The organism is Streptomyces erythrochromogenes, from assembly GCF_040684695.1.
Taxonomy (GTDB): Bacteria; Actinomycetota; Actinomycetes; order Streptomycetales; family Streptomycetaceae; genus Streptomyces; species Streptomyces erythrochromogenes_C.
Genome location: NZ_JBFBGM010000002.1, coordinates 498,714 through 517,608, shown reverse-complemented (window position 1 = coordinate 517,608; position 18,895 = coordinate 498,714). Strand labels below are relative to the sequence as shown.

Sequence of the window (18,895 nt, the reverse complement as noted above, 5' to 3'; positions counted from 1 at the left end):
GGTCCTACTGGTCCTACGGGTCCTACTGGTCCTGCCGGTCGTACCCGACCGGCCTCAGTCGGCCAGCGGCAGGTAGACGCGGTTGCCCGAGGCCGCGAACTCGGCGGACTTCTCCGCCATGCCGGCCTGGATCTCGTCCGCCTTCAGGTCCCCGCCGTGTTCACGGCGGATGTCCTGCGAGATCTTCATCGAGCAGAACTTCGGACCGCACATGGAGCAGAAGTGCGCGGTCTTGGCCGGCTCGGCGGGAAGGGTCTCGTCGTGGAACTCACGGGCCGTGTCCGGGTCGAGGGCCAGGTTGAACTGGTCCTCCCAGCGGAACTCGAACCGCGCGTCGGACAGCGCGTCGTCCCACTCCTGGGCGCCCGGGTGCCCCTTGGCCAGGTCGGCGGCGTGCGCCGAGATCTTGTACGTGATCACGCCCGTCTTGACGTCGTCCCGGTTGGGCAGGCCCAGGTGCTCCTTGGGCGTGACGTAGCAGAGCATCGCCGTGCCCCACCAGGCGATCATCGCGGCACCGATGCCCGAGGTGATGTGGTCGTACGCGGGCGCGACGTCGGTGGTCAGCGGGCCGAGCGTGTAGAACGGCGCCTCCTCGCAGATCTCCTGCTGGAGGTCGATGTTCTCCTTGATCTTGTGCATCGGGACGTGGCCCGGGCCCTCGATCATCGTCTGGACGTTGTGGCGCTTGGCGATGGTGTTGAGCTCGCCGAGCGTCTTCAGTTCCGCGAACTGCGCCGCGTCGTTGGCGTCCGCGATGGAGCCGGGACGCAGGCCGTCGCCCAGCGAGTACGTGACGTCGTACGTCGCCAGGATCTCGCAGAGCTCCTCGAAGTTCGTGTAGAGGAAGTTCTCCTTGTGGTGCGCGAGGCACCACGCGGCCATGATCGAGCCGCCGCGCGAGACGATGCCGGTCTTGCGGCGGGCGGTCAGCGGCACGTACGGCAGGAGCACGCCGGCGTGGACCGTCATGTAGTCGACGCCCTGCTCGGCCTGCTCGATGACCGTGTCCTTGTAGATCTCCCAGGTCAGGTCCTCGGCGCGGCCGTCGACCTTCTCCAGCGCCTGGTAGAGCGGCACGGTGCCGATCGGGACCGGGGAGTTGCGCAGCACCCACTCGCGGGTGGTGTGGATGTTGCGGCCCGTCGAGAGGTCCATGACCGTGTCCGCGCCCCAGCGGGTCGCCCAGGTCATCTTCTCCACCTCCTCCTCGATGGAGGAGGTGACGGCGGAGTTGCCGATGTTGGCGTTGACCTTCACCAGGAACTTCTTGCCGATGATCATCGGCTCGATCTCCGGGTGGTTCACGTTCGCCGGGAGCACGGCGCGACCTGCGGCGATCTCCTCGCGGACGACCTCGGGGGAGACGTTCTCGCGGATCGCGACGTACTCCATCTCCGGGGTGATCTCGCCCCGGCGGGCGTACGCGAGCTGCGTGACGGCGGCGCCGTCCCGGCCCCGGCGCGGCTGTCGGGGGCGGCCGGGGAAGACCGCGTCGAGGTTCTTGAGGCCACCGCGCGGCGAGGTGTGCTTGATGCCGTCGTCCTCGGGGCGGACCGGGCGGCCGGCGTACTCCTCGGTGTCGCCGCGGCTGATGATCCAGTTCTCGCGCAGCGGCGCGAGGCCCCGTCGCACATCGGTCTCGATCTGCGGGTCGGTGTACGGGCCGGACGTGTCGTAGAGCGTCACGTCCTTGCCGTTGGTGAGGTGGACCTGGCGGACCGGCACCCGGATGTCGGGGCGGGAGCCCGCCACGTAGCCCTTGTGCCAGCCCGGCTTGCGCTCGGTCGAGCCGTCGGCGTCCTGGCTGACGGCAGGCGTGCGTGCGTCCTGAATGGTCATGAGACCTGATCTCCCTACGCCGGCATTACCCGGTAACAGGTTCGGCGGTCGACGCAGCCTCCTCCCGTACGCATTCGTGATCGCGTACGGTGATCAGCGCCCTCTCAGCCCGGTGCTCCGAGCTCCCGCGTTGTGCAAAGTAGCCCCCACGCTAGCGCCATCCATGGCGTGCTGAACAGTGGGCCCCCTCATCTCTTGCGATGATCTGCTGGTGACGTCCTCGCCGCAGCCCCCCACCGAGCCCACCGAGCCCAACGGTCACTCCGACCACGCGCACGCCGGACACGGGCACTCCTCCGGCCACTCCCACAGCCACGGTCACGGACCCGCGGCCCCCGTCTCGAAGCACCTGCGCAAGGTCATCGCGGCCGTACTGATCCCCTTCGCCGTCGCCGTCTTCGTCGGCCTGGCGGTCCTCTGGCCGGGTGGCACGCCGGACCACGAGCGGTCCGGGGTGGGCTTCGACCGGCAGACCCAGCAGGCCAAGGTCGTCTCGCTGGAACTCGTCGACTGCAAATCCGTGAACGCCTCGCAGGTGCCGTCGACCGGCGGGGGCTCCACGTCGACCGGCGGCGGGTCCCGGGCCGCCCAGGCCGGCGAGTGCAAGAAGGCCACCGTCGAGATCGGGAGCGGCCCGGACAAGGGACGCACCTTCGTCGAGATCGTCCAGCCGGGCGCCCCACGGCAGTTGGCGGACGGCCAGGAGGTGGTGGTGGCGTACGCGCCGGACGCGCCCCGCGACCTCCAGTACTCGGTGATCGACGTGAACCGCAAGCTGCCGCTGGCGGTGCTGGCCGGCATCTTCGCGCTCTCGGTCGTCCTCGTCGGGCGGATGCGCGGGCTGTTCGCGCTCATCGCACTGGTCGTCAGCTTCGGCGTGCTGACGCTCTTCATCCTCCCCGCGATCCTGCAGGGGTCGAACCCCCTGGTGGTCGCGGTGGTCGGGGCGAGCGCGATCATGCTGATCGCGCTCTACATGTGCCACGGCCTGACCGCCCGCACATCGGTGGCCGTTCTGGGCACGCTCGTGTCGCTGCTGCTGATCGGCCTGCTGGGTTCGGTGTTCATCGACTGGGCGTTCCTCAGCGGCAACACCGACGACAACACCGGGCTGATCCACGGGCTCTATCCGGACATCGACATGAGCGGCCTGCTGCTCGCCGGCATCATCATCGGATCGCTGGGCGTCCTCGACGACGTGACGGTCACCCAGACCTCGGCCGTCTGGGAACTCCACCAGGCGGACCCGTCGCAGGGGCCCAGGGCCCTGTACCGGGCGGCCATCAGGATCGGCCGCGACCACATCGCGTCGGTGGTCAACACCCTGGTGCTGGCCTACGCGGGCGCCGCGCTCCCGCTGCTCCTGCTGTTCTCGATCGCCAACAGCAGCATGGGATCAGTGGCGAACAGCGAGCTGGTCGCGGTGGAGATCGTACGGACCCTCGTCGGCTCGATCGGGCTGGTGGCCTCGGTGCCCGTCACGACGGCACTGGCCGCGCTGGTGGTCTCGGCCGACCGGCCGGAATCCCCGGCCGTCGCACCGGGCTCGGGTCCGGTGCGCGGCGGCCGGGGCCGGCGGCGCAAGCGCTGAACGGCGGCTCGGCCCGAATGGTGGTCGGTGGCGGGCCGTTCGGGGCGGCGGTTCAGCCCGCGTTCTGCTCGTTCTGCTTCGACTCGGCCAGGATTCTGCCGAGCGCCTCGTCCAAGTGCTCCTCGAAGTCGCCCGTGTTCCGCTCCTGTCCGAGCGGAACGAGGCGGTCGGTGCGGTCGAGGAACGCGACGAGCGGCGCCGCACTGGCCCGGAACAGGGCCCGGTCGCTGCCGACCTGGAGCCGGATGTGGACGTCGGACAGCTCCTCCGGGCTGGTGGGGGCGATGTGCACATCACCGTCACCGCACGGCTTGTTGATGCCGTCGAGGAGCAGCTCCCGGCCGAACGCCCAGGTCACGGGTGCGTCTCCGGGAAGGTGGAAGGTCAGGCGGACTGCGTAGGGATCACGTGCGTCGTACCGGAGTTCCACCGGGATCCGGAACGAGAGCTCCTCGGAAACGAGAAAACTCATCATGACCTCTGCCTGTACGGACTCGCGCATTGCCTACCCCGCTGTAGTGGAAGTGGCCAGGAATGATCCCCCAGCGCCCTCTTGACAAGAGTGGTGGAAGCGCATGCAGATCACAAGGAGTGAGTTTTCAGATACTGATAGAGAACGAGAGGCTGCTCAACAGCGCGCCTACTTCACTCCGTAGCCGATCGACTACATACAGCAATCGATCTTCCTGGTGCAGGGGCAAAGAAATGGCCATCGTCGCGGCCGTATCCCCGGCCGTGATGGGGATGGCGGCACAGACCGTGCCGAGGGCATATTCCTGCCGCTCGATTACAGGCTGCATTCGCCCGAGGGCCCCGATCCGGTTCTCCAAGGTGTGCAGATCACGCACGGTATAAGGGGTGATGGCCTCGACCGGATGACGGTCGTAATAGTCCTTGCGCGCGCGCTCGTCGAGCTGGCCGAGGAGGCACTGCCCGATCGCGTGCGCGAATCCCGTCGCGCGAAAGTCGGCCCACTCCTCGCACGCCGGACTGCCCGGGGTGTCCGAGACGCCCACGACCTCGATTTCACCCTCGCGGTAGACCGCGAAGTAGACGGGCGCCCCGACCGCGTCGCGGAAGTGCGCGAGGGAGTCGAGGATCATGGTGCGACGTTTCTGCTGGAGTCCCCCGCCGGCCAGCCTGCCGGCCGCGGCGCCGAGCACGAAGACTCCGCTCTCTCTGCGCAGGTAGCCCTCGTGCGTCAGGGTGCGCAGCAGGTGGTAGGCGGTGGGAAGCGGGAGCCCGGCCTCACGCGCCAGCTGCTTCGCCGGGGCTCCACCGCTGTGGGAACCCGCGGCTTCGAGCAATCTGAGCGCCCTCTGCACCGAACCGATCAGTGTCGGCACACCCGCATTGTGGACCGGAGACAAGCTCACCCCCAGGCGTGGCGGCGGGCCTTCAGCAATGGCCCGCCCCGCGGGGGCCGCCCCCGCACATACCGGGTCCTGGGGGTCGCGCTCGGCGGGTCGTCGGCGTCACCACAGGTCAGGCGGTGCTGCCGGCTCTCGTGCCCAGGGAACGGCACAGTTCGCGACTCTATCCACCGATTCCGGGGCGGTGAGCGGTTCAGGGCGTCGGGTTCCCTCAGCTGGGTTAACGAGGGAACCGCCCCGGCCCGTCACCTACCACTCGGTGGAGGAGGACTTCGAACGCCCGCCGCCGAGCTTCTTCACGACGAAGATCAGACCGCCGACGAGGCCGACGAAGAGCAGCAGCTTGAAGGCGAACGAGATCAGTGCGCCCAGGATGCTGGTGATGACGCCGCCGAAGACGAACAGCGCGAGCAGCGGAACGGCGACCCACTTAACCCACCAGGGCATGCCTGCGAATATCTCCCGGATCCCGTTCATGTCCTCGACCTCTTCCTGGTCTTCCCGTCCGTGACTTCCTGCTCTCGATGCTAGGAGTCCGCAGGCTCCGATCGGGGCCCGCGAGCCCTCGGAGTCCCCTGATCCGCCCCTTAGGGGGATCAGGGCGGCGCCCCTCACCCGACCCCTGCGCTCAGCCCTCCGGCGGGGAGAACACCACCATCACCTTCAGGTCCTCGGTGATGTGGTGGAACTTGTGCGGTACGCCCGCCGGGACGTAGACGACGCTGCCGCGCGCCACGGTGGTGGTCTCCTCCCCGACCGTGATCGAGGCCCTCCCGCTGACGACGAAGTACACCTCGTCCTGACCGTGCGGCCGCTGCGGATCGGTCTGGCCGGCGTCGAGCGCGTACAGCCCGACCGACATGTTCCGCTCGCGCAGGAACTGCAGATAGGCGCCGTCGTTGGCGGCCCGCTCCGCTTCGAGCTCGTCAAGCCGGAAGGCTTTCATCGTCGTTGTGCCCCTTGTACTCGATCGTTCCCTCGCATCCGCTGATCTGCGGATGTCCCACCGGGATCTTCTCTGCCACGATCAGACACATGACGAATTTCGTAGTCAAGACGCTCGCCAACGCGGCGGCCCTGGCCGTGGCCATCTGGCTGCTCGCCGGCATCACCCTGGACGACGGCAGCACGATGGGCCGCCGGACGGTGACCCTGATCCTGGTCGCCCTCCTCTTCGGCCTGGTCAACCTCATCGTCAAGCCCGTGGTGAAGTTGCTCTCGCTGCCGCTGTTCATCCTCACACTCGGCCTGTTCACGCTCGTCGTGAACGCGCTGATGCTGCTGCTGACCTCGTGGCTGGCCGAGCAGTTCGACCTCAGTTTCCACGTGGACAACTTCTGGTGGGCGCTGATCGGCGGCCTGATCATTTCCATCGTCTCCTGGGCCGCGAACATGGTCCTTCCCGACAACGACTGAACGGGCTGCGCATGTACCGCGTCTGCTTCGTCTGCACGGGCAACATATGCCGCTCCCCCATGGCCGAGTCCGTCTTCCGCGCCCATGTGGAACGGGCCGGACTCGACGCCCTCGTCGAGGTGGACAGCGCCGGGACCGGCGGCTGGCACGAGGGCGACGGCGCCGATCCGCGCACCGTCTCCGTCCTGGAGGCCGCCGGTTACGCCCAGGACCACCGGGCCAGACAGTTCCGGTCCTCCTGGTTCTCCCGCCTGGACCTCGTGATCGCGCTCGACTCCGGGCACCTGCGGGACCTGCGGGCCCTCGCACCCACTGCGCGGGACGCCGCCAAGGTCCGGCTGCTGCGGTCCTACGATCCGGCGGCCCCGGCCGGAGAGCAGGACGTACCGGACCCCTACTACGGGTCGCTCGACGGGTTCGAGGAGTGCCTGGAACTGGTCGAGGCGGCGAGCCCCGGCCTGCTGGACGCCGTACGCGAGGCGATGAAGGAGCACACCACGTGAACGCATACGCCCCCGAAGGCCCGGGCGAGGCGATCGGCGACGGCACCCGCGCCGTGCGCGCCGGTCTGCCCGAGGCCGTCAAGAACGAACCGCCCCTGCCGGGGCCGGTCTTCGCCGCCCACTTCCACCTTCCCGGAGACGTCGAGGGCCCGTACGCCTACGGCCGCGACACCAACCCGACCTGGACCCTGCTGGAACGGGCGATCGGGGAACTGGAGGCCCCCGGCCAGGACGTGCACACCGTCGTCTTCGCCTCCGGCATGGCGGCGGTCTCCGCCGTCCTCCTCTCCCAGACGCGCACCGGTGACACCGTCGTGCTGCCCGATGACGGCTACCAGGCACTGCCCCTGCTGCGCGAGCAGCTGGAGGCCTACGGGATCCGTGTGCGCACCGCGCTCACCGGCTCGGACGCCCAGCTCGGCGTCCTCGACGGGGCCCGGATGCTGTGGATCGAGACGCCGTCCAATCCCGGGCTCGACGTCTGCGACGTACGACGCCTCGCGGAGGCCGCGCACGCCGGCGGGACCCTGGTCGCCGTGGACAACACCCTCGCCACCCCGCTCGGACAGCGGCCCCTGGAGCTCGGCGCGGACTTCTCCGTGGCCAGCGGCACCAAGGGCCTCACCGGCCACGGCGACCTGCTGCTCGGGTACGTCGTGTGCCGCGACCCTGACCTCGCGGCCCGCGTCCGGGGATGGCGCAAGATCGTCGGTGCGATCCCCGGTCCCATGGAGGCCTGGCTCGCCCACCGTTCGCTGGCCACCATCCAGCTGCGCGCGCAGCGCCAGTGGGCCAACGCCCTGGCCGTCGCGGAGGCCCTGGTCGACCGCCGCGACGTGAGCGGGGTGCGCTACCCGGGACTGACCACGGACCCCTCCCACAAGACGGCCGCCCGCCAGATGCGGGGCTTCGGCTCGGTGGTCTCCTTCGCCCTGCCCGACCGGGCACACGCGGAACGGTTCATGGCCGCCCTGCACCTGGTCGAGGACGCGACGAGTTTCGGTGGCGTCCGGTCCACCGCCGAGCGGCGCGGACGGTGGGGCGGCGACGCCGTGCCCGAGGGCTTCATCCGCTTCTCCGCCGGGGCCGAGGACACCGAGGACCTGGTCGCGGACGTCCTGCGGGCACTCGACCGTGCCCTCGACCCGACCGGTCAGGACCGCTGAACACGACGTGGAAAGGCAGTCCGAGCCTCCCCCCTAGTGGCTCGGACCGCCCCGGGTTCCGCGCGCGAAGAACCACGCGACAAGGCTAGTTGACTCTGCGTCAGAGTCCAATCACGGTAGCGACAGGGGCCTATCTGCATATTTATAGTTGTAGGCCCCCACCGAAAGGTGCCGCGATGGATCTGGCCCTGCTGCGCACCTTCGTCACCGTTCACCGGGCGGGCTCGTTCACGCGCGCCGCCGCCCTTCTCGGGCTGTCCCAGCCCGCGGTCACCTCGCAGATCCGCACCCTGGAGCGCCAGTTGGGCCGGCCGCTCTTCCACCGCCGGGCCCGCGGGGTCACTCCCACCGCCGTCGGCGACGAGCTCGCCCACAAGGCCGCCCCGCACCTCGACGCCCTGCTCCGGATCACCGAGGCCGAGCGTGAGGACGCGGGCGGACTGCGGTCCCTCCATGTCGCCGGACCGCCCGAGTTCCTCTCGCTGCGGGTGCTCCCCGCCCTCGCACCCCTCGTCGGCCAGGGCCACACCCTGCGCGCCACCCTGCAGAGCGATGCCGCGAGCGCCCTCGACGGGCTCGCCGCAGGCCACCACGACCTCGTTGTCACCACCGCGCACCCCCGCGGCGGACCCTTCACGGCCACCGCCCTGTGCGACGAGGAACACGTCCTGGTCGGCGCGCCCTACTGGGCCGCCCTCGTCGACACCGACCGGCTGCGCGACGACGGCCCCGCGGCTCTGGAGGGCATCCCGCTCGTCGAGGTCCACGAGACCCTGCCGCTCGTCACCCGGTACTGGAGTGCCGTCTTCGACACCCTGCCGGACGCCAGGTCCCTCGCCGCCACCGTGGTCGCACCCGACCTGCGCGCCGTGCTGGAATGCGTCCTCGCGGGAGCGGGGCTCGCCGTGCTGCCCCGCTACCTGTGCCAGGACGCCCTCGACAGCGGCCGGATCGCGGCCGTGGCGGAACCTGCCGTGCCACCGCTGCGCACCTGGTTCCTGGTCCTGCGGACGGGCAGCCCCTCGCTCGCCCACCTCGCCCGGGCGCGCGCGCGGCTGCTGGACGCCGCCGTGCACTGGTGAGCCCCCTCTTTCCGGCCCGTGGCGCGTTTCAGAAGCGGAGCGGTGGGCCACTCTTCTCCCATGACCGAACGTCCCGTGGTCAAACGCACCGCTCGCGCGATCCTGCTCGACGGTGACGACCTGATCCTCATCAAGCGCACCAAGCCCGGCGTCGACCCGTACTGGGTCACCCCCGGCGGCGGAGTGGAGTCCTCGGACGCCACCGTCGTCGACGCCCTCCACCGAGAGGTCCACGAGGAACTCGGCGCGAAGATCACCGATGTCGTGCCCTGTTTCGTCGACACCGTCGAGCACATCGCCGGCGGCGGGGTGACCGGCGTGAAGGTGCAGCACTTCTTCGTCTGCCGCCTCGAATCGATGGACCCCGGCCTCCGGCACGGCCCCGAGGTGGACGAGCCCGAGGGCGAGTACGAGATCGTCCGCGTGCCCTTCAGCCGTGTGGGCATCGCCGCTGTCCACCTCGTCCCGCTGTCCCTACGGCACTACCTGGACGGCAACATCGAGGGCGTGCGCGCCATGCACGCGCCCGACCTGGGCTGAGGCCCTGCCGGGGCCGGTGGGCTGCCGCCGGTCCCGGCCCCACCCTGCTCTGACCTGCTCTGCCCCGCCCGCCTGTCTCACCCGGCGATGCCCGCCAGCTCCTCGACCTCGTCGTGCCGGATCCTTTCACCAGGGATCCCGATGCGCAGCAGCTCGTCGACCCCGCTGCGGATCATCGCGGGCGGGCCCGAGATGAACGCGTCGTACGAACTCCACGGCCCGTGCTCAGCCACGGCGTGCGGCAGCTGTCCGGCGAGCCCGTCTCCGACCACCGGCCGGACCGACAGCCACGGGTGCGAGCGCTGCAGCCCCAGCAGGGTGTCCTTGTCGTACAGGTCGCTGTCGCTGCGCGCCCCGAAGAACACCTCCACCGGCCGCCGTTCGCCGTGTACGGCCACGTCCTCGATCAGCGCCTTGATCGGGGCGATGCCGGTGCCCCCGCCCAGGCACAGCATCCCGTTGTCGGTGGTGTGGTCCACCACCATCGACCCGGCGGGCGGCCCCAGGCGCAGCACGTCCCCGGGGCGCGCGTGGCGCACCAGCGCGTTGGAGACCCAGCCTGCGGGGACGGCCTTGACGTGGAAGGAGAGCAGCCCGTCGGCCCGCGGGGCCGAGGCGAAGGAGTAGTGCCGCCACACCCGCGGCCACCACGGGGTCTCCACGCTCGCGTACTGGCCCGCCAGGAAGGCATAGGGCTGGTCGGGGCGGACGGTCAGTACGGCGATGTCCGGGGTGCGCAGATCGTGGGAGACCACCTCCGCGTGCCACCACGCGGGAGCCTTCACCTCGTCCTCCGCCGCGGCGTCGATCATGATCTGGGAGATCGCGGTGTACGCCCGCACCCACGCGGCCTCGGTCTCCGGCCCCCAGCTCTGCGTGGCGAAGCGGGCCAGCGCCCCGACGAGGGCCTCGCCGACCACGGGGTAGTGGGCGGCCATGGTTCCGTACTTGCGGTGCCCGGTGCCGAGCCGGCAGAGGTAGGGGGCGAGCACTTCGGGATTGTCGATGTGCTCGGCGGCTGTCAGGAGTGCCTTCAGCAGCCGGTCGCGCTGCGTGTCCATGGCCACCGGGAACATGCCCCGCACTTCCGGGTGCCCGGTGAAGACCAGGGCGTAGAAGTACGAGGTCACCTTGTCGGCGACCGGGGCGATCTCCGCGAGGGTCCGGCGGATGAGTACGGCATCCGGTGAGGGCTCGGCCGCACTGCCTTCGGAGGGTATCCGGGCCGCTTCGCGTCTGGCCGATCTGGTGGGCGGAGCGTCCATGCGGTGCCTCGCTTCGAGCATCTCGGTCGGTGTGCACACGCCACGGTCATGAATCCGTGGTTCCCGGTTTCACAGCGTGCCACCCGCCCCAGGGGCCTGCGGGGAAACGCGGAAAATCCGCGACTCGAACCCACTTTCCTCCTAAGATGCGTCAACTCCCGGGCGTGCCACCGCCACGAGCTGGTATACCTCCCGCAGATCCCGCCCTTCGTAGACGTGGGTCGCGCGCGCTGCCAGGTGCGGTCGCGCGTTCACCGCCACCGATACGGACACCGCCTCGAAGAGGTGGATGTCGGTCCCCGAATCCCCGTACGCCACGCAGTCGCCCCGCGTCACGCCGAACTGCGCGCACAGCCGGTCGGCCACCATGACCTTGGCCTCGGGGGTCAGGATCCCGGCCTCCTCGACGGGCCGGGTGAACGGCACCTCCGGGAAGACCGAACCGTGGGCGGCGTGAGCGCCCCACTCCAGCAGCAGTTCCACGAAGAAGGACGGCGACAGGGAGACCACCGCGCAGTATTCCCCGCGCTGCCGGATCTCCTGCCAGACATCCCGGATCCCGGCGAGCCAGGGGGCCCCGTCGAACGCCGCCCTGACATGTGCCGGCGTCAGCTCGGCCCACAGGGCGTGCACGGCCACCGAGAACTGGTGCGGTCCGATCTCACGCGCGGAGAAGGACCGCTCCAGCTCGGCGATCTCGGCACTCACTCCGAGCTGGCGGGAAATCTCCACCGGAGCCGCCGAGCCGTACATCAGCGTTCCGTCGAGGTCGAAGAGGTGCAGGCGCGTCATAGCCATCGAGGCTAGTGGTTTCGTTTCACGTGAAACACCGCGTTTCACGTGAAACATCGGCCGGCGCGTCCGTCCGGGCTCGCATGTTTCACGTGAAACATCGGCCCAAATCCCCTGGACGGCTCCCGGTCCATGATCCAGTCTGGGCCGGTGACACCACCACACATCACCGATCTGCCGATCCGGGCGCTGACCGTGGACGATCTCCACCGCTGCGCCGACCTGTCCGAAGATCGTGGCTGGCTCCGCGAGGACCACAAGTGGGGACTGCTGCTCGCGGCAGGCAACGGCTACGGCGTCGATGCCCCGGACGGCCGGGGTCTCGCCGCCGCCTGCGTCGTCACCCGGTACGGCAGCACCTCCGCCGGCCCCGGGCTCGCCGCCATCGGCATGGTTCTCGTGGCCGACCGCTACGCGCGTCAGGGCCTGGGACGCGCCCTGATGACCCATGTCTGCGACAACACGCTCAAGGGCGTCCCGCTCACCCTCCACGCCACGCCCTACGGGCGTCCGCTCTACGAAGAGCTCGGGTTCAAGACCACCGGCCGCGCCGAGATGCTGGTGGGCTCTTTCCAGGAGGAAGCCACATCCGGCCCGCACGCCGCCGTCCGGGTCCGGCGGGCGGTTGCAGAGGACCTCCCGCGCATCCTGCACCTGGACGCCGAGGTCTTCGGCGCCGACCGCACGCACATGATCACGCGCCTGCCCGCCTTCTCCGACCAACTGGTGGTCGCCGAGGACAGCAGCGGCGGCACGCTCACGGGATACGCCGCGGCCTGGCCCAACATGCACACCCATGTCATCGGCCCGCTGATCGCCCGCGACACCGCCACCGCCAAGGCCCTGGTCACGACCCTCGCCGGGGGCACGGACCGCCCCCTGCGCACCGACGTCGACGTACGGCACGAGGAACTGCTCGCGTGGCTCAAGGAACGCGGCTTGGAATCCGTCGCCTTCAACGCCGTCATGACGCGGGACATCCCCGACCTGCCCGGCGACTGGACCCGCCGCTGGGCACCGCTGACCGTGGCCGCGGGCTGAGGAAGGACGAACATCGTGACCGACACTCCCGAACCGGTGATCCGGCCGGCCACCGAGGCCGACCTGCCCGCCATCGTCGCCATGCTGGCCGATGACCCGCTCGGCGCCACCCGCGAGTCCCCGGAGGACCTCACCCCGTACCGCACGGCCCTGGAACGCCTCACGGGCGACCCGAACCAGCATGTGGTCGTCGCCGTCCGGGCAGGCCGTGTCGTGGGCACCCTCCAGCTGACGATCGTCCCCGGCCTCTCCCGCAAGGGAGCCACCCGCGCCATCATCGAGGGCGTGCGCGTCCACGAGGACGAGCGCGGCAGCGGACTGGGCACCCGGTTCATCCAGTGGGCGATCGAGAAGTCCCGTGCCGAGAACTGCACGCTCGTCCAGCTCACCTCGGACATGACCCGGACCGACGCCCACCGCTTCTACGAACGGCTCGGATTCACCGCGTCGCACGTCGGGTTCAAGCTCCAGCTCTGACCGGCCGCCTCCTGGGCCGGGCCGCCGTGTCGGCGGCCCGGCCTACGATCGGGAAGATGAGCGCCAGCCTCCCCCTCATCAGCGCCACCGAGCGCCGCAGCCGGCTCGGTCGACGCCACGGCCTGGCCCCGTCGGCCCGCGCCGCGACCGTCGCCGAGGCGGCGGACTCCGTCGTCGCGCTGCACGCCACCGACGCCGCGACCGTCTTCCTCTCCGCGCGGGCCCGGATGGCCGGGGGCGGCCCCGGAGCCGTCGAGCAGGCGCTGTACGAGGACGTCCGCCTCGTGCGGTTGCTCAGCATGCGCAACACCCTCTTCGCGGTGTCGGCGGAACTCGCCCCGTACGTCGACGCGTCGACCGCACGGGCCATCGCCGTCAGGGAGCGCCGTACCTTCCTCAAGCACCTCGACGAGGACGGGCAGGGGCTCGACGCCGCCTGGCTGTCCCGGGCGGAAGCCGCTGCGCTGGACGCCCTCGACACCCGCGGTCCCCTCACCGGCAGTCAGCTGTCCGCCGAGGTGCCCGCCCTGCGCCAGAAGATCACCATCAGCCGGGGCAAGAAGTACGAGACGGAGCAGGGCGTCGCCACCCGGGTCATCCGCCTCCTTGCCGCCGACGGACGGATCCGCCGGGACCGTCCGCGCGGATCGTGGACCTCCAGCCAGTTCCGCTGGGTCCATACCGCGCCCTGGCCCGCGGTACCGGCCGCGGAGGCCCGCGCGGAGATCGCCCGCCGCTGGCTGGACGCCTACGGCCCGGCGACCGAGGCCGACCTCAAGTGGTGGACCGGCTGGACCCTGACCGACGTCCGCAAGGCTCTCGCGGCCGTCGGTCCCGACCAGGTGCGCCTCGATGACGGCAGCACCGCTCTCGTCAGCCCCGGGGACACCGCGCCCGAGCCGGCTCCCGAACCCTGGGCGGCGCTGCTGCCCGCACTCGATCCCAGCGGCATGGGCTGGGCCGACCGGGGGTTCCATCTCGATCCCGCCCACAGGCCGGCGTTGTTCGACTACGCGGGCAACATCGGCCCCACCGTGTGGTGGAACGGCGAGATCGTCGGCGGCTGGGCCCAGCGCCAGGACGGCGAGATCGTCTGGCGGCTGCTGGGTGACCCCGGCCGCACCGCCGAGGAGGCGATCGCGGCCGAGGCCTCCCGCCTCGCCGCCTGGGTGGGCGACGCCCGCGTCACCCCGCGCTTCCGCACGCCGCTGGAGCGTGAACTCGTCGCCTGAGACGCTCCCGGGCCGTCAGCCGATGCCGCGCCAGCCCTGCGGGTCGACACCGCCGGGCACCGGGGCGTCGGCGTCGTAGGGCTCCCTCGTGAAGACGAAGGAGGCCAGATCGAGGTGGCTCACCGAGCCGTCGTCACGGCGCACCGCCCTGAGCGCCTCGCCCGCGTAGTACCCGGACAGCCCGGTCCAGCTGCCGTCGGGCTCGGACCGGAACCGGGCCGTACGCCCCGGCCCGCCGACCGGCCCCAGCTCCAGCGAACCGTCCGCGAGCAGCCGCACCGCCTGCGCCGAAGTCCCCCAGTACCAGGGGCCGCACAGTTCGAGAGGAACCTGGTCCGCTTCCCGGAACGGCCGCCACGGCCGCGGGAACGGGGGCTCGGCATCGGCCACGATCCCGACGAGGTCGGCGGCCACGCCCGCGGCCGGCAGCCCCGAGGTGCAGTTGGCCAGCACGACCGCCGCCACGTCGTCGGCCTCGCTCAGCCACAGCCCCGCGACGAACCCGGGCAGCGAGCCGCTGTGGCCCGCCAGCCGGCGCGCGCCCTGGGCCATTAGCTGCATGCCCAGCCCGTAGCCGAGTTCGGCGAGCCCGGGCTCCGGAGGCGCCACCGACCGGCGCATCTCCCGCACGGACTCGGCGCTCAGCACCCGCTCGTCACCGCGCAGCAGGAAGTCGGCGAACCGCGCGAGGTCCCGGGTCGTGGACCACAACTGCCCGGCCGCCGCCATCAGCCCCAGGTCTTCCAGCGGTTCCGGCATCATCACGTCGGCCCACGGGTGCACGGCCCAGCCTCCCGCATGCGGGGCCCGCGGCTGTCCGCTCGTACGGTCCAGGCCCAGGGGCTCCAGCACCTCGGCGCGCAGCACCTCTTCCCAGGGCTTGCCACGCAGCGCCTCCACCAGCGAACCCAGCAGCGTGTAACCGGGGTTGGAGTAGTGGTGCCTGCTGCCCGGAGTCAGCTTGAAGGGCTCCTCGCCCAACACGTCGGCGAGCTCGGGCCGCTGCGCGCCGGGGGTGCGCTCCCACCACTCGCCGGGGGTCTCCGCGGCCAGCCCGCCGGTGTGCGCGAGCAGTTGGGCGATGGTCACCCGGCCGGCAGCCGTTCCCGGGAGGTGCTCCTCCAGCGGGTCCTCCAGCCCGAGCAGCCCTTCGTCCCGCAGGCGCATGACCAGGACGGCGGTGAAGGTCTTGCTGATCGACCCGATCCGGTACTGCACGTTCCCGTCCGGGCCGTGCCCCTCGACGGAGGTCCGGGAGCCCTCCCAGACCACCTCCCCGCCGCGCAGTACGGCCGCCACGACCGACGGCGCCCGTCCCGTGCTCTGGGCGACGGCGATCCGGTGCCTCAGCGCACGCCGGGTGGCGGGGAGCAGTTCACGGTCCTCGGCAAGCTCATCCATGATCTGTAGGTTCTCACTTTCGGTGTCGTGCGCCGACGCTATGACCTGGACGTTCCCCTCCAGTCTCACGACGTGTCGGCAGGCGGCTGTCTCAGATCGATGTCATTTCCCCAGACTGCCCAGTCGGCTGCGCCGGACCTCGTGAGCCTGCATCGGCGGCCGTCCGTTCCATCCACTCCCGCACCGTCACTGCTTGCTCGATGCGGTTGACGATGTCCTTCTTGGACGCCGTGTCCAAGGTCTCCGGGATCTTGTCGAAGGTGTCGGGAAGGACGTCGAGGAGACCCCAGATCTGCTCGCCGGTGCTGACGGTCAGCAGTTGCTGGCACCTCCACTGCAGCGGCACCTCGGGACGGTGCGTGAGCCGCTGCACAAGTGTCGGGAACAGGTAGTGCGTCCCTTCTGCGGCGAGGTGCTCTCGTAGCCAGTCGACCGGGAGCCGCTGGCTGAAGCCATGCATGGCGGCCTCCTGGGCCAGGTCCAGGAGCTGAGCGGTGTCGACGGCTCGGACGGTGCGGGGAAGGGGCGGGGTCATGTCGAGATGATCCCAAGAAGCCTCCGCGACGCCGAGAGGTCAGATGGGCCGGGACACGATCCGGCGACGGGCAGAAGCCCAGACTTCCTCGAACTCCTCGACGGTGAGTTGTTCGGGGTCGTGGCCTTCCCATTCGGAGACGGGCAGCTCGGCTGTGATCCCGAACCTGCCGTCGTCCTCGTCGCGACGGCCTGCGTCGCGGGCCCCCTGCCACTCGGCGAGTGAGGCAGCTGCGATCGGGATCAGCTCAGGCCCTTCGAGTTCGACCTGCCGGATCACCCAGCCTTCGGCGTCGACCTCGAAGTAGAACCAGAGATCTTCCTCGTCCCAGTGGCAGCGCATCCATGTGGTCACCAGGCCATGATGCCGGGCCAGATGCGTTGCGCTACTCCGCTTTGTCTCATGGCTGGGCGATGAACCCTGCGGATCGGTCGAGCTGGAAAGGAGAGCCGACCCGGGTTGGATCCCAGCCTTGATCCCGTGCTTCTCGGATGCTGGCAGCAACGTGCGCTGGGCGGATGGGCACTGCCTCGGCACCCACCCAGTTACTGGGATGGGCCTGCCCGCTGGTGACGATCAAGGCCGTGCCCGGCTGTGTGTCGCTGGCCGCTTCGACGGCGTAAGTCATCGGCGTCCAACAGAGTCCCTGCATGTAGGAAGGCTTCCTGCGGATCCGCCAGCGGTACTCGATCCCGTCAACGGTTATGCGTCGGGAACCCTTCTTGTTCAGCGCCATCTTCCCTCCTCCGCTGTTGGACTCTAGCGCCGTGCAACAGGCCCGTCTCAGCCTGGATCTTCCGGGCTGCCGTGCCCACGAAAGCTGACCGTCGCTTCCATCCCCACTCCCGAGTTGGAGTTGCCCCCCGTCAGCACGATGCTCCCGCCCAACCTGCCGACGGGAGCACACCAGCAACACCTTCACTGGTACAGCAGCGACCTGCGAATCTCAGGTCCGTGTCGGATCCGACTTCCATCCGACTTCGACCGTGAGATTCCGACACGAAATTTGAGACCCTACAAGATCGGATGCTACGTGTTTGCCATGTCCACGAAGCGCGAATAGTGGCCCTGGAAGGCCACGGTGATCGTCGCGGTGGGGCCGTTACGGTGCTTGGCCACGATCAGGTCGGCCTCACCGGCGCGCGGGGACTCCTTCTCGTAGGCGTCCTCGCGGTGGAGCAGGATCACCATGTCGGCGTCCTGCTCGATCGAGCCCGATTCACGCAGGTCGGAGACCATCGGCTTCTTGTCGGTGCGCTGCTCCGGGCCACGGTTCAGCTGGGAGAGCGCGATCACCGGGACCTCCAGCTCCTTCGCCAGGAGCTTGAGGTTTCGGGACATGTCCGAGACCTCCTGCTGACGGCTCTCGGGACGGCGCGAGCCGCCCGACTGCATCAGCTGGAGGTAGTCGATGACGACGAGTGAGAGATCGTTGCGCTGCTTGAGCCGGCGGCACTTGGCCCGGATCTCCATCATCGACAGGTTGGGGGAATCGTCGATGTAGAGGGGGGCGGCGGAGACGTCCGGCATCCGGCGTGCCAGCCGGGTCCAGTCGTCGTCCGTCATCGTGCCCGAACGCATGTGGTGCAGGGCCACCCTGGCCTCCGCCGACAGCAGGCGCATGGCGATCTCGTTGCGCCCCATTTCGAGGGAGAAGATCACGCTGGGCAGGTTGCTCTTGATGGAGCAGGCCCGGGCGAAGTCCAGCGCGAGCGTGGACTTACCCATGGCCGGACGGGCCGCGATGACGATCATCTGGCCCGGGTGCAGGCCGTTGGTCAGGGAGTCCAGGTCGGTGAAGCCGGTGGGCACGCCCGACATCTGCCCGCTGCGCGAACCGATGGCCTCGATCTCGTCGAGGGCGCCCTCCATGATGTCGCCGAGCGGCAGGTAGTCCTCGGAGGTCCGCTGCTCGGTGACGGCGTAGATCTCGGCCTGGGCGCTGTTGACGATCTCGTCGACGTCGCCGTCGGCCGCGTATCCCATCTGCGTGATCTTCGTACCGGCGGCGACGAGGCGGCGCAGGACGGCCCGCTCGTGGACGATCTCCGCGTAGTACTCGGCGTTCGCCGCCGTCGGCACGGACTGGACCAGCGTGTGCAGGTAGGAGGCCCCGCCGACCTTGCTGATCTCGCCGCGCCGCGTCAGCTCGGCGCCCACGGTGATCGGGTCGGCCGGCTCGCCCTTGGCGTACAGGTCGAGGATGGCCTGGTAGATCGTCTCGTGCGAGGGCCGGTAGAAGTCGTGGCCCTTGAGGACCTCGACGACATCGGCGATGGCGTCCTTGGAGAGGAGCATGCCGCCGAGGACCGACTGCTCGGCGTCGAGGTCCTGTGGGGGGACCCGCTCGAAGCCGCCGCCGCCACCGTCCCAGGAGCCGCCCTCGCGGCCCCGGTCGTGCTGCTCGTCGCCGCGGCCCCGGCCTTCGCTGTTACGGCGCGGACGGGCGGGCAGACGGTCACTCGGACCGCTGTCGGCCCAGGGGTCGTCCATGGGCTCGGGCATGCTCACCGGGCCGCCTCCTCCCGTCCGCAACGCGGACCTCGCCGTGCGACTCTTTCTACGACACGGCTCTGACATTTGGGGCACCCGGATCGGCTGTCGGCGAGTCGGGCAACGCACCACGGTAGGGCCGCGGG

General features: G+C 70.1%; 21 protein-coding genes. 9 read left to right on the top strand and 12 right to left on the bottom strand.

The genetic code is table 11. The annotated features are described in order from the left end of the window. Positions 1 to 54: 54 nt before the first annotated feature. Positions 55 to 1,842 carry a phosphomethylpyrimidine synthase ThiC gene (gene thiC, locus AB0O53_RS06425; RefSeq protein ID WP_350990451.1) on the bottom strand — a complete coding sequence of 596 codons (1,788 nt, stop codon included), beginning with the start codon at positions 1,840 to 1,842 and terminating at the stop codon, positions 55 to 57. A gap of 211 nt (positions 1,843 to 2,053) precedes the next feature. Between thiC and AB0O53_RS06420 the strand changes: the two genes are divergently transcribed. Continuing rightward, positions 2,054 to 3,433, top strand: coding sequence for a YibE/F family protein (locus tag AB0O53_RS06420; RefSeq protein ID WP_365193515.1), 1,380 nt, complete (start codon positions 2,054 to 2,056; stop codon positions 3,431 to 3,433). Positions 3,434 to 3,485: 52 nt separating this feature from the next. On the opposite strand, the gene AB0O53_RS06415 is transcribed toward AB0O53_RS06420, so the two are convergent. The 4 genes from AB0O53_RS06415 to AB0O53_RS06400 all read right to left on the bottom strand — a co-directional run bounded on the left by AB0O53_RS06415 (position 3,486) and on the right by AB0O53_RS06400 (position 5,752). Continuing rightward, on the bottom strand, positions 3,486 to 3,935 hold the full coding sequence (locus AB0O53_RS06415; RefSeq protein WP_350990447.1) for an SsgA family sporulation/cell division regulator: 450 nt from the start codon (positions 3,933 to 3,935) through the stop codon (positions 3,486 to 3,488). A gap of 97 nt (positions 3,936 to 4,032) precedes the next feature. Then, positions 4,033 to 4,770 (bottom strand): IclR family transcriptional regulator, encoded by a 738-nt coding sequence (locus AB0O53_RS06410; protein ID WP_434094341.1) that lies wholly within the window; start codon positions 4,768 to 4,770, stop codon positions 4,033 to 4,035. A gap of 285 nt (positions 4,771 to 5,055) precedes the next feature. Further along, positions 5,056 to 5,283: a DUF5326 family protein gene (locus AB0O53_RS06405; protein WP_350990443.1), complete on the bottom strand. Its 228-nt coding sequence runs from the start codon at positions 5,281 to 5,283 to the stop codon at positions 5,056 to 5,058. Positions 5,284 to 5,434: 151 nt separating this feature from the next. Further along, positions 5,435 to 5,752: a cupin domain-containing protein gene (locus tag AB0O53_RS06400; protein ID WP_030956841.1), complete on the bottom strand. Its 318-nt coding sequence runs from the start codon at positions 5,750 to 5,752 to the stop codon at positions 5,435 to 5,437. A gap of 89 nt (positions 5,753 to 5,841) precedes the next feature. Here AB0O53_RS06400 and AB0O53_RS06395 point away from each other — a divergent pair, with 89 nt between their 5' ends. The 5 genes from AB0O53_RS06395 (at position 5,842) to AB0O53_RS06375 (ending at position 9,513) form a co-directional block, all read left to right on the top strand. Further along, complete coding sequence (locus tag AB0O53_RS06395; protein ID WP_350990441.1) at positions 5,842 to 6,222, top strand: phage holin family protein; 381 nt, start codon at positions 5,842 to 5,844, stop codon at positions 6,220 to 6,222. 11 nt (positions 6,223 to 6,233) lie between these two features. Next, the gene (locus AB0O53_RS06390; RefSeq protein ID WP_365193511.1) at positions 6,234 to 6,725 is read left to right on the top strand and encodes a low molecular weight protein-tyrosine-phosphatase; all 492 of its coding nucleotides are present in this window, start codon (positions 6,234 to 6,236) and stop codon (positions 6,723 to 6,725) included. After that, positions 6,722 to 7,891 carry a cystathionine gamma-lyase gene (locus AB0O53_RS06385; RefSeq protein WP_365193508.1) on the top strand — a complete coding sequence of 390 codons (1,170 nt, stop codon included), beginning with the start codon at positions 6,722 to 6,724 and terminating at the stop codon, positions 7,889 to 7,891. Before AB0O53_RS06390 ends, AB0O53_RS06385 begins: the two co-directional genes overlap by 4 nt. 176 nt (positions 7,892 to 8,067) lie before the next feature. Beyond that, positions 8,068 to 8,973, top strand: a complete 906-nt coding sequence (locus AB0O53_RS06380) for a LysR family transcriptional regulator (protein ID WP_350990437.1) — start codon at positions 8,068 to 8,070, stop codon at positions 8,971 to 8,973. Between the two features lie 60 nt (positions 8,974 to 9,033). Then, a complete protein-coding gene (locus tag AB0O53_RS06375) occupies positions 9,034 to 9,513 on the top strand; it encodes an NUDIX domain-containing protein (RefSeq protein ID WP_030839379.1) in 480 nt (159 codons plus the stop codon). Between the two features lie 77 nt (positions 9,514 to 9,590). Here the strand turns inward: AB0O53_RS06375 and AB0O53_RS06370 are convergent, their stop codons facing one another. Continuing rightward, a complete protein-coding gene (locus AB0O53_RS06370; RefSeq protein WP_350990435.1) occupies positions 9,591 to 10,799 on the bottom strand; it encodes a globin domain-containing protein in 1,209 nt (402 codons plus the stop codon). A 120-nt stretch (positions 10,800 to 10,919) separates the two neighbouring features. Next, the gene (locus AB0O53_RS06365; protein ID WP_350990433.1) at positions 10,920 to 11,570 is read right to left on the bottom strand and encodes an HAD family hydrolase; all 651 of its coding nucleotides are present in this window, start codon (positions 11,568 to 11,570) and stop codon (positions 10,920 to 10,922) included. A 150-nt stretch (positions 11,571 to 11,720) separates the two neighbouring features. On the opposite strand from AB0O53_RS06365, the gene AB0O53_RS06360 reads away from it, so the two are divergent. Genes AB0O53_RS06360 through AB0O53_RS06350 form a run of 3 tightly spaced genes read left to right on the top strand, consistent with a single transcriptional unit; the run spans position 11,721 to position 14,320 of the window. After that, complete coding sequence (locus AB0O53_RS06360) at positions 11,721 to 12,611, top strand: GNAT family N-acetyltransferase (RefSeq protein ID WP_365193503.1); 891 nt, start codon at positions 11,721 to 11,723, stop codon at positions 12,609 to 12,611. A gap of 15 nt (positions 12,612 to 12,626) precedes the next feature. Next, positions 12,627 to 13,088: a GNAT family N-acetyltransferase gene (locus tag AB0O53_RS06355; protein WP_365193501.1), complete on the top strand. Its 462-nt coding sequence runs from the start codon at positions 12,627 to 12,629 to the stop codon at positions 13,086 to 13,088. Positions 13,089 to 13,144: 56 nt separating this feature from the next. After that, on the top strand, positions 13,145 to 14,320 hold the full coding sequence (locus tag AB0O53_RS06350) for a winged helix DNA-binding domain-containing protein (RefSeq protein WP_365193499.1): 1,176 nt from the start codon (positions 13,145 to 13,147) through the stop codon (positions 14,318 to 14,320). 15 nt (positions 14,321 to 14,335) lie between these two features. On the opposite strand, the gene AB0O53_RS06345 is transcribed toward AB0O53_RS06350, so the two are convergent. The 5 genes from AB0O53_RS06345 to dnaB form a co-directional block, all read right to left on the bottom strand. Continuing rightward, the gene (locus AB0O53_RS06345) at positions 14,336 to 15,721 is read right to left on the bottom strand and encodes a serine hydrolase domain-containing protein (RefSeq protein WP_365193496.1); all 1,386 of its coding nucleotides are present in this window, start codon (positions 15,719 to 15,721) and stop codon (positions 14,336 to 14,338) included. A 91-nt stretch (positions 15,722 to 15,812) separates the two neighbouring features. Further along, positions 15,813 to 16,256 carry a hypothetical protein gene (locus AB0O53_RS06340; RefSeq protein ID WP_365193494.1) on the bottom strand — a complete coding sequence of 148 codons (444 nt, stop codon included), beginning with the start codon at positions 16,254 to 16,256 and terminating at the stop codon, positions 15,813 to 15,815. Positions 16,257 to 16,295: 39 nt separating this feature from the next. Continuing rightward, entirely contained in the window at positions 16,296 to 16,598 is a 303-nt protein-coding gene (locus AB0O53_RS06335; protein WP_435886611.1) for a hypothetical protein, read from the bottom strand. Between the two features lie 58 nt (positions 16,599 to 16,656). Continuing rightward, positions 16,657 to 16,992, bottom strand: a complete 336-nt coding sequence (locus tag AB0O53_RS06330; RefSeq protein WP_365193490.1) for a hypothetical protein — start codon at positions 16,990 to 16,992, stop codon at positions 16,657 to 16,659. Positions 16,993 to 17,285: 293 nt separating this feature from the next. Next, positions 17,286 to 18,749, bottom strand: coding sequence for a replicative DNA helicase (gene dnaB / locus AB0O53_RS06325; RefSeq protein WP_031156067.1), 1,464 nt, complete (start codon positions 18,747 to 18,749; stop codon positions 17,286 to 17,288). Positions 18,750 to 18,895: the final 146 nt, after the last annotated feature.

What these genes read in the sequence shown, in the direction of transcription:
- AB0O53_RS06365 (WP_350990433.1), bottom strand. Translation starts at nt 11,570, where the DNA reads ATGACGCGCCTGCACCTCTTCGACCTCGACGGAACGCTGATGTACGGC.
- AB0O53_RS06390 (WP_365193511.1), top strand. Translation starts at nt 6,234, where the DNA reads ATGTACCGCGTCTGCTTCGTCTGCACGGGCAACATATGCCGCTCCCCC.
- AB0O53_RS06400 (WP_030956841.1), bottom strand. Translation starts at nt 5,752, where the DNA reads ATGAAAGCCTTCCGGCTTGACGAGCTCGAAGCGGAGCGGGCCGCCAAC.
- AB0O53_RS06335 (WP_435886611.1), bottom strand. Translation starts at nt 16,598, where the DNA reads ATGCGCTGCCACTGGGACGAGGAAGATCTCTGGTTCTACTTCGAGGTC.
- AB0O53_RS06395 (WP_350990441.1), top strand. Translation starts at nt 5,842, where the DNA reads ATGACGAATTTCGTAGTCAAGACGCTCGCCAACGCGGCGGCCCTGGCC.
- AB0O53_RS06340 (WP_365193494.1), bottom strand. Translation starts at nt 16,256, where the DNA reads ATGACCCCGCCCCTTCCCCGCACCGTCCGAGCCGTCGACACCGCTCAG.
- AB0O53_RS06375 (WP_030839379.1), top strand. Translation starts at nt 9,034, where the DNA reads ATGACCGAACGTCCCGTGGTCAAACGCACCGCTCGCGCGATCCTGCTC.
- AB0O53_RS06330 (WP_365193490.1), bottom strand. Translation starts at nt 16,992, where the DNA reads ATGGCGCTGAACAAGAAGGGTTCCCGACGCATAACCGTTGACGGGATC.
- AB0O53_RS06380 (WP_350990437.1), top strand. Translation starts at nt 8,068, where the DNA reads ATGGATCTGGCCCTGCTGCGCACCTTCGTCACCGTTCACCGGGCGGGC.
- AB0O53_RS06345 (WP_365193496.1), bottom strand. Translation starts at nt 15,721, where the DNA reads ATGGATGAGCTTGCCGAGGACCGTGAACTGCTCCCCGCCACCCGGCGT.
- AB0O53_RS06370 (WP_350990435.1), bottom strand. Translation starts at nt 10,799, where the DNA reads ATGCTCGAAGCGAGGCACCGCATGGACGCTCCGCCCACCAGATCGGCC.
- AB0O53_RS06350 (WP_365193499.1), top strand. Translation starts at nt 13,145, where the DNA reads ATGAGCGCCAGCCTCCCCCTCATCAGCGCCACCGAGCGCCGCAGCCGG.
- AB0O53_RS06415 (WP_350990447.1), bottom strand. Translation starts at nt 3,935, where the DNA reads ATGCGCGAGTCCGTACAGGCAGAGGTCATGATGAGTTTTCTCGTTTCC.
- thiC (WP_350990451.1), bottom strand. Translation starts at nt 1,842, where the DNA reads ATGACCATTCAGGACGCACGCACGCCTGCCGTCAGCCAGGACGCCGAC.
- dnaB (WP_031156067.1), bottom strand. Translation starts at nt 18,749, where the DNA reads ATGGACGACCCCTGGGCCGACAGCGGTCCGAGTGACCGTCTGCCCGCC.
- AB0O53_RS06405 (WP_350990443.1), bottom strand. Translation starts at nt 5,283, where the DNA reads ATGAACGGGATCCGGGAGATATTCGCAGGCATGCCCTGGTGGGTTAAG.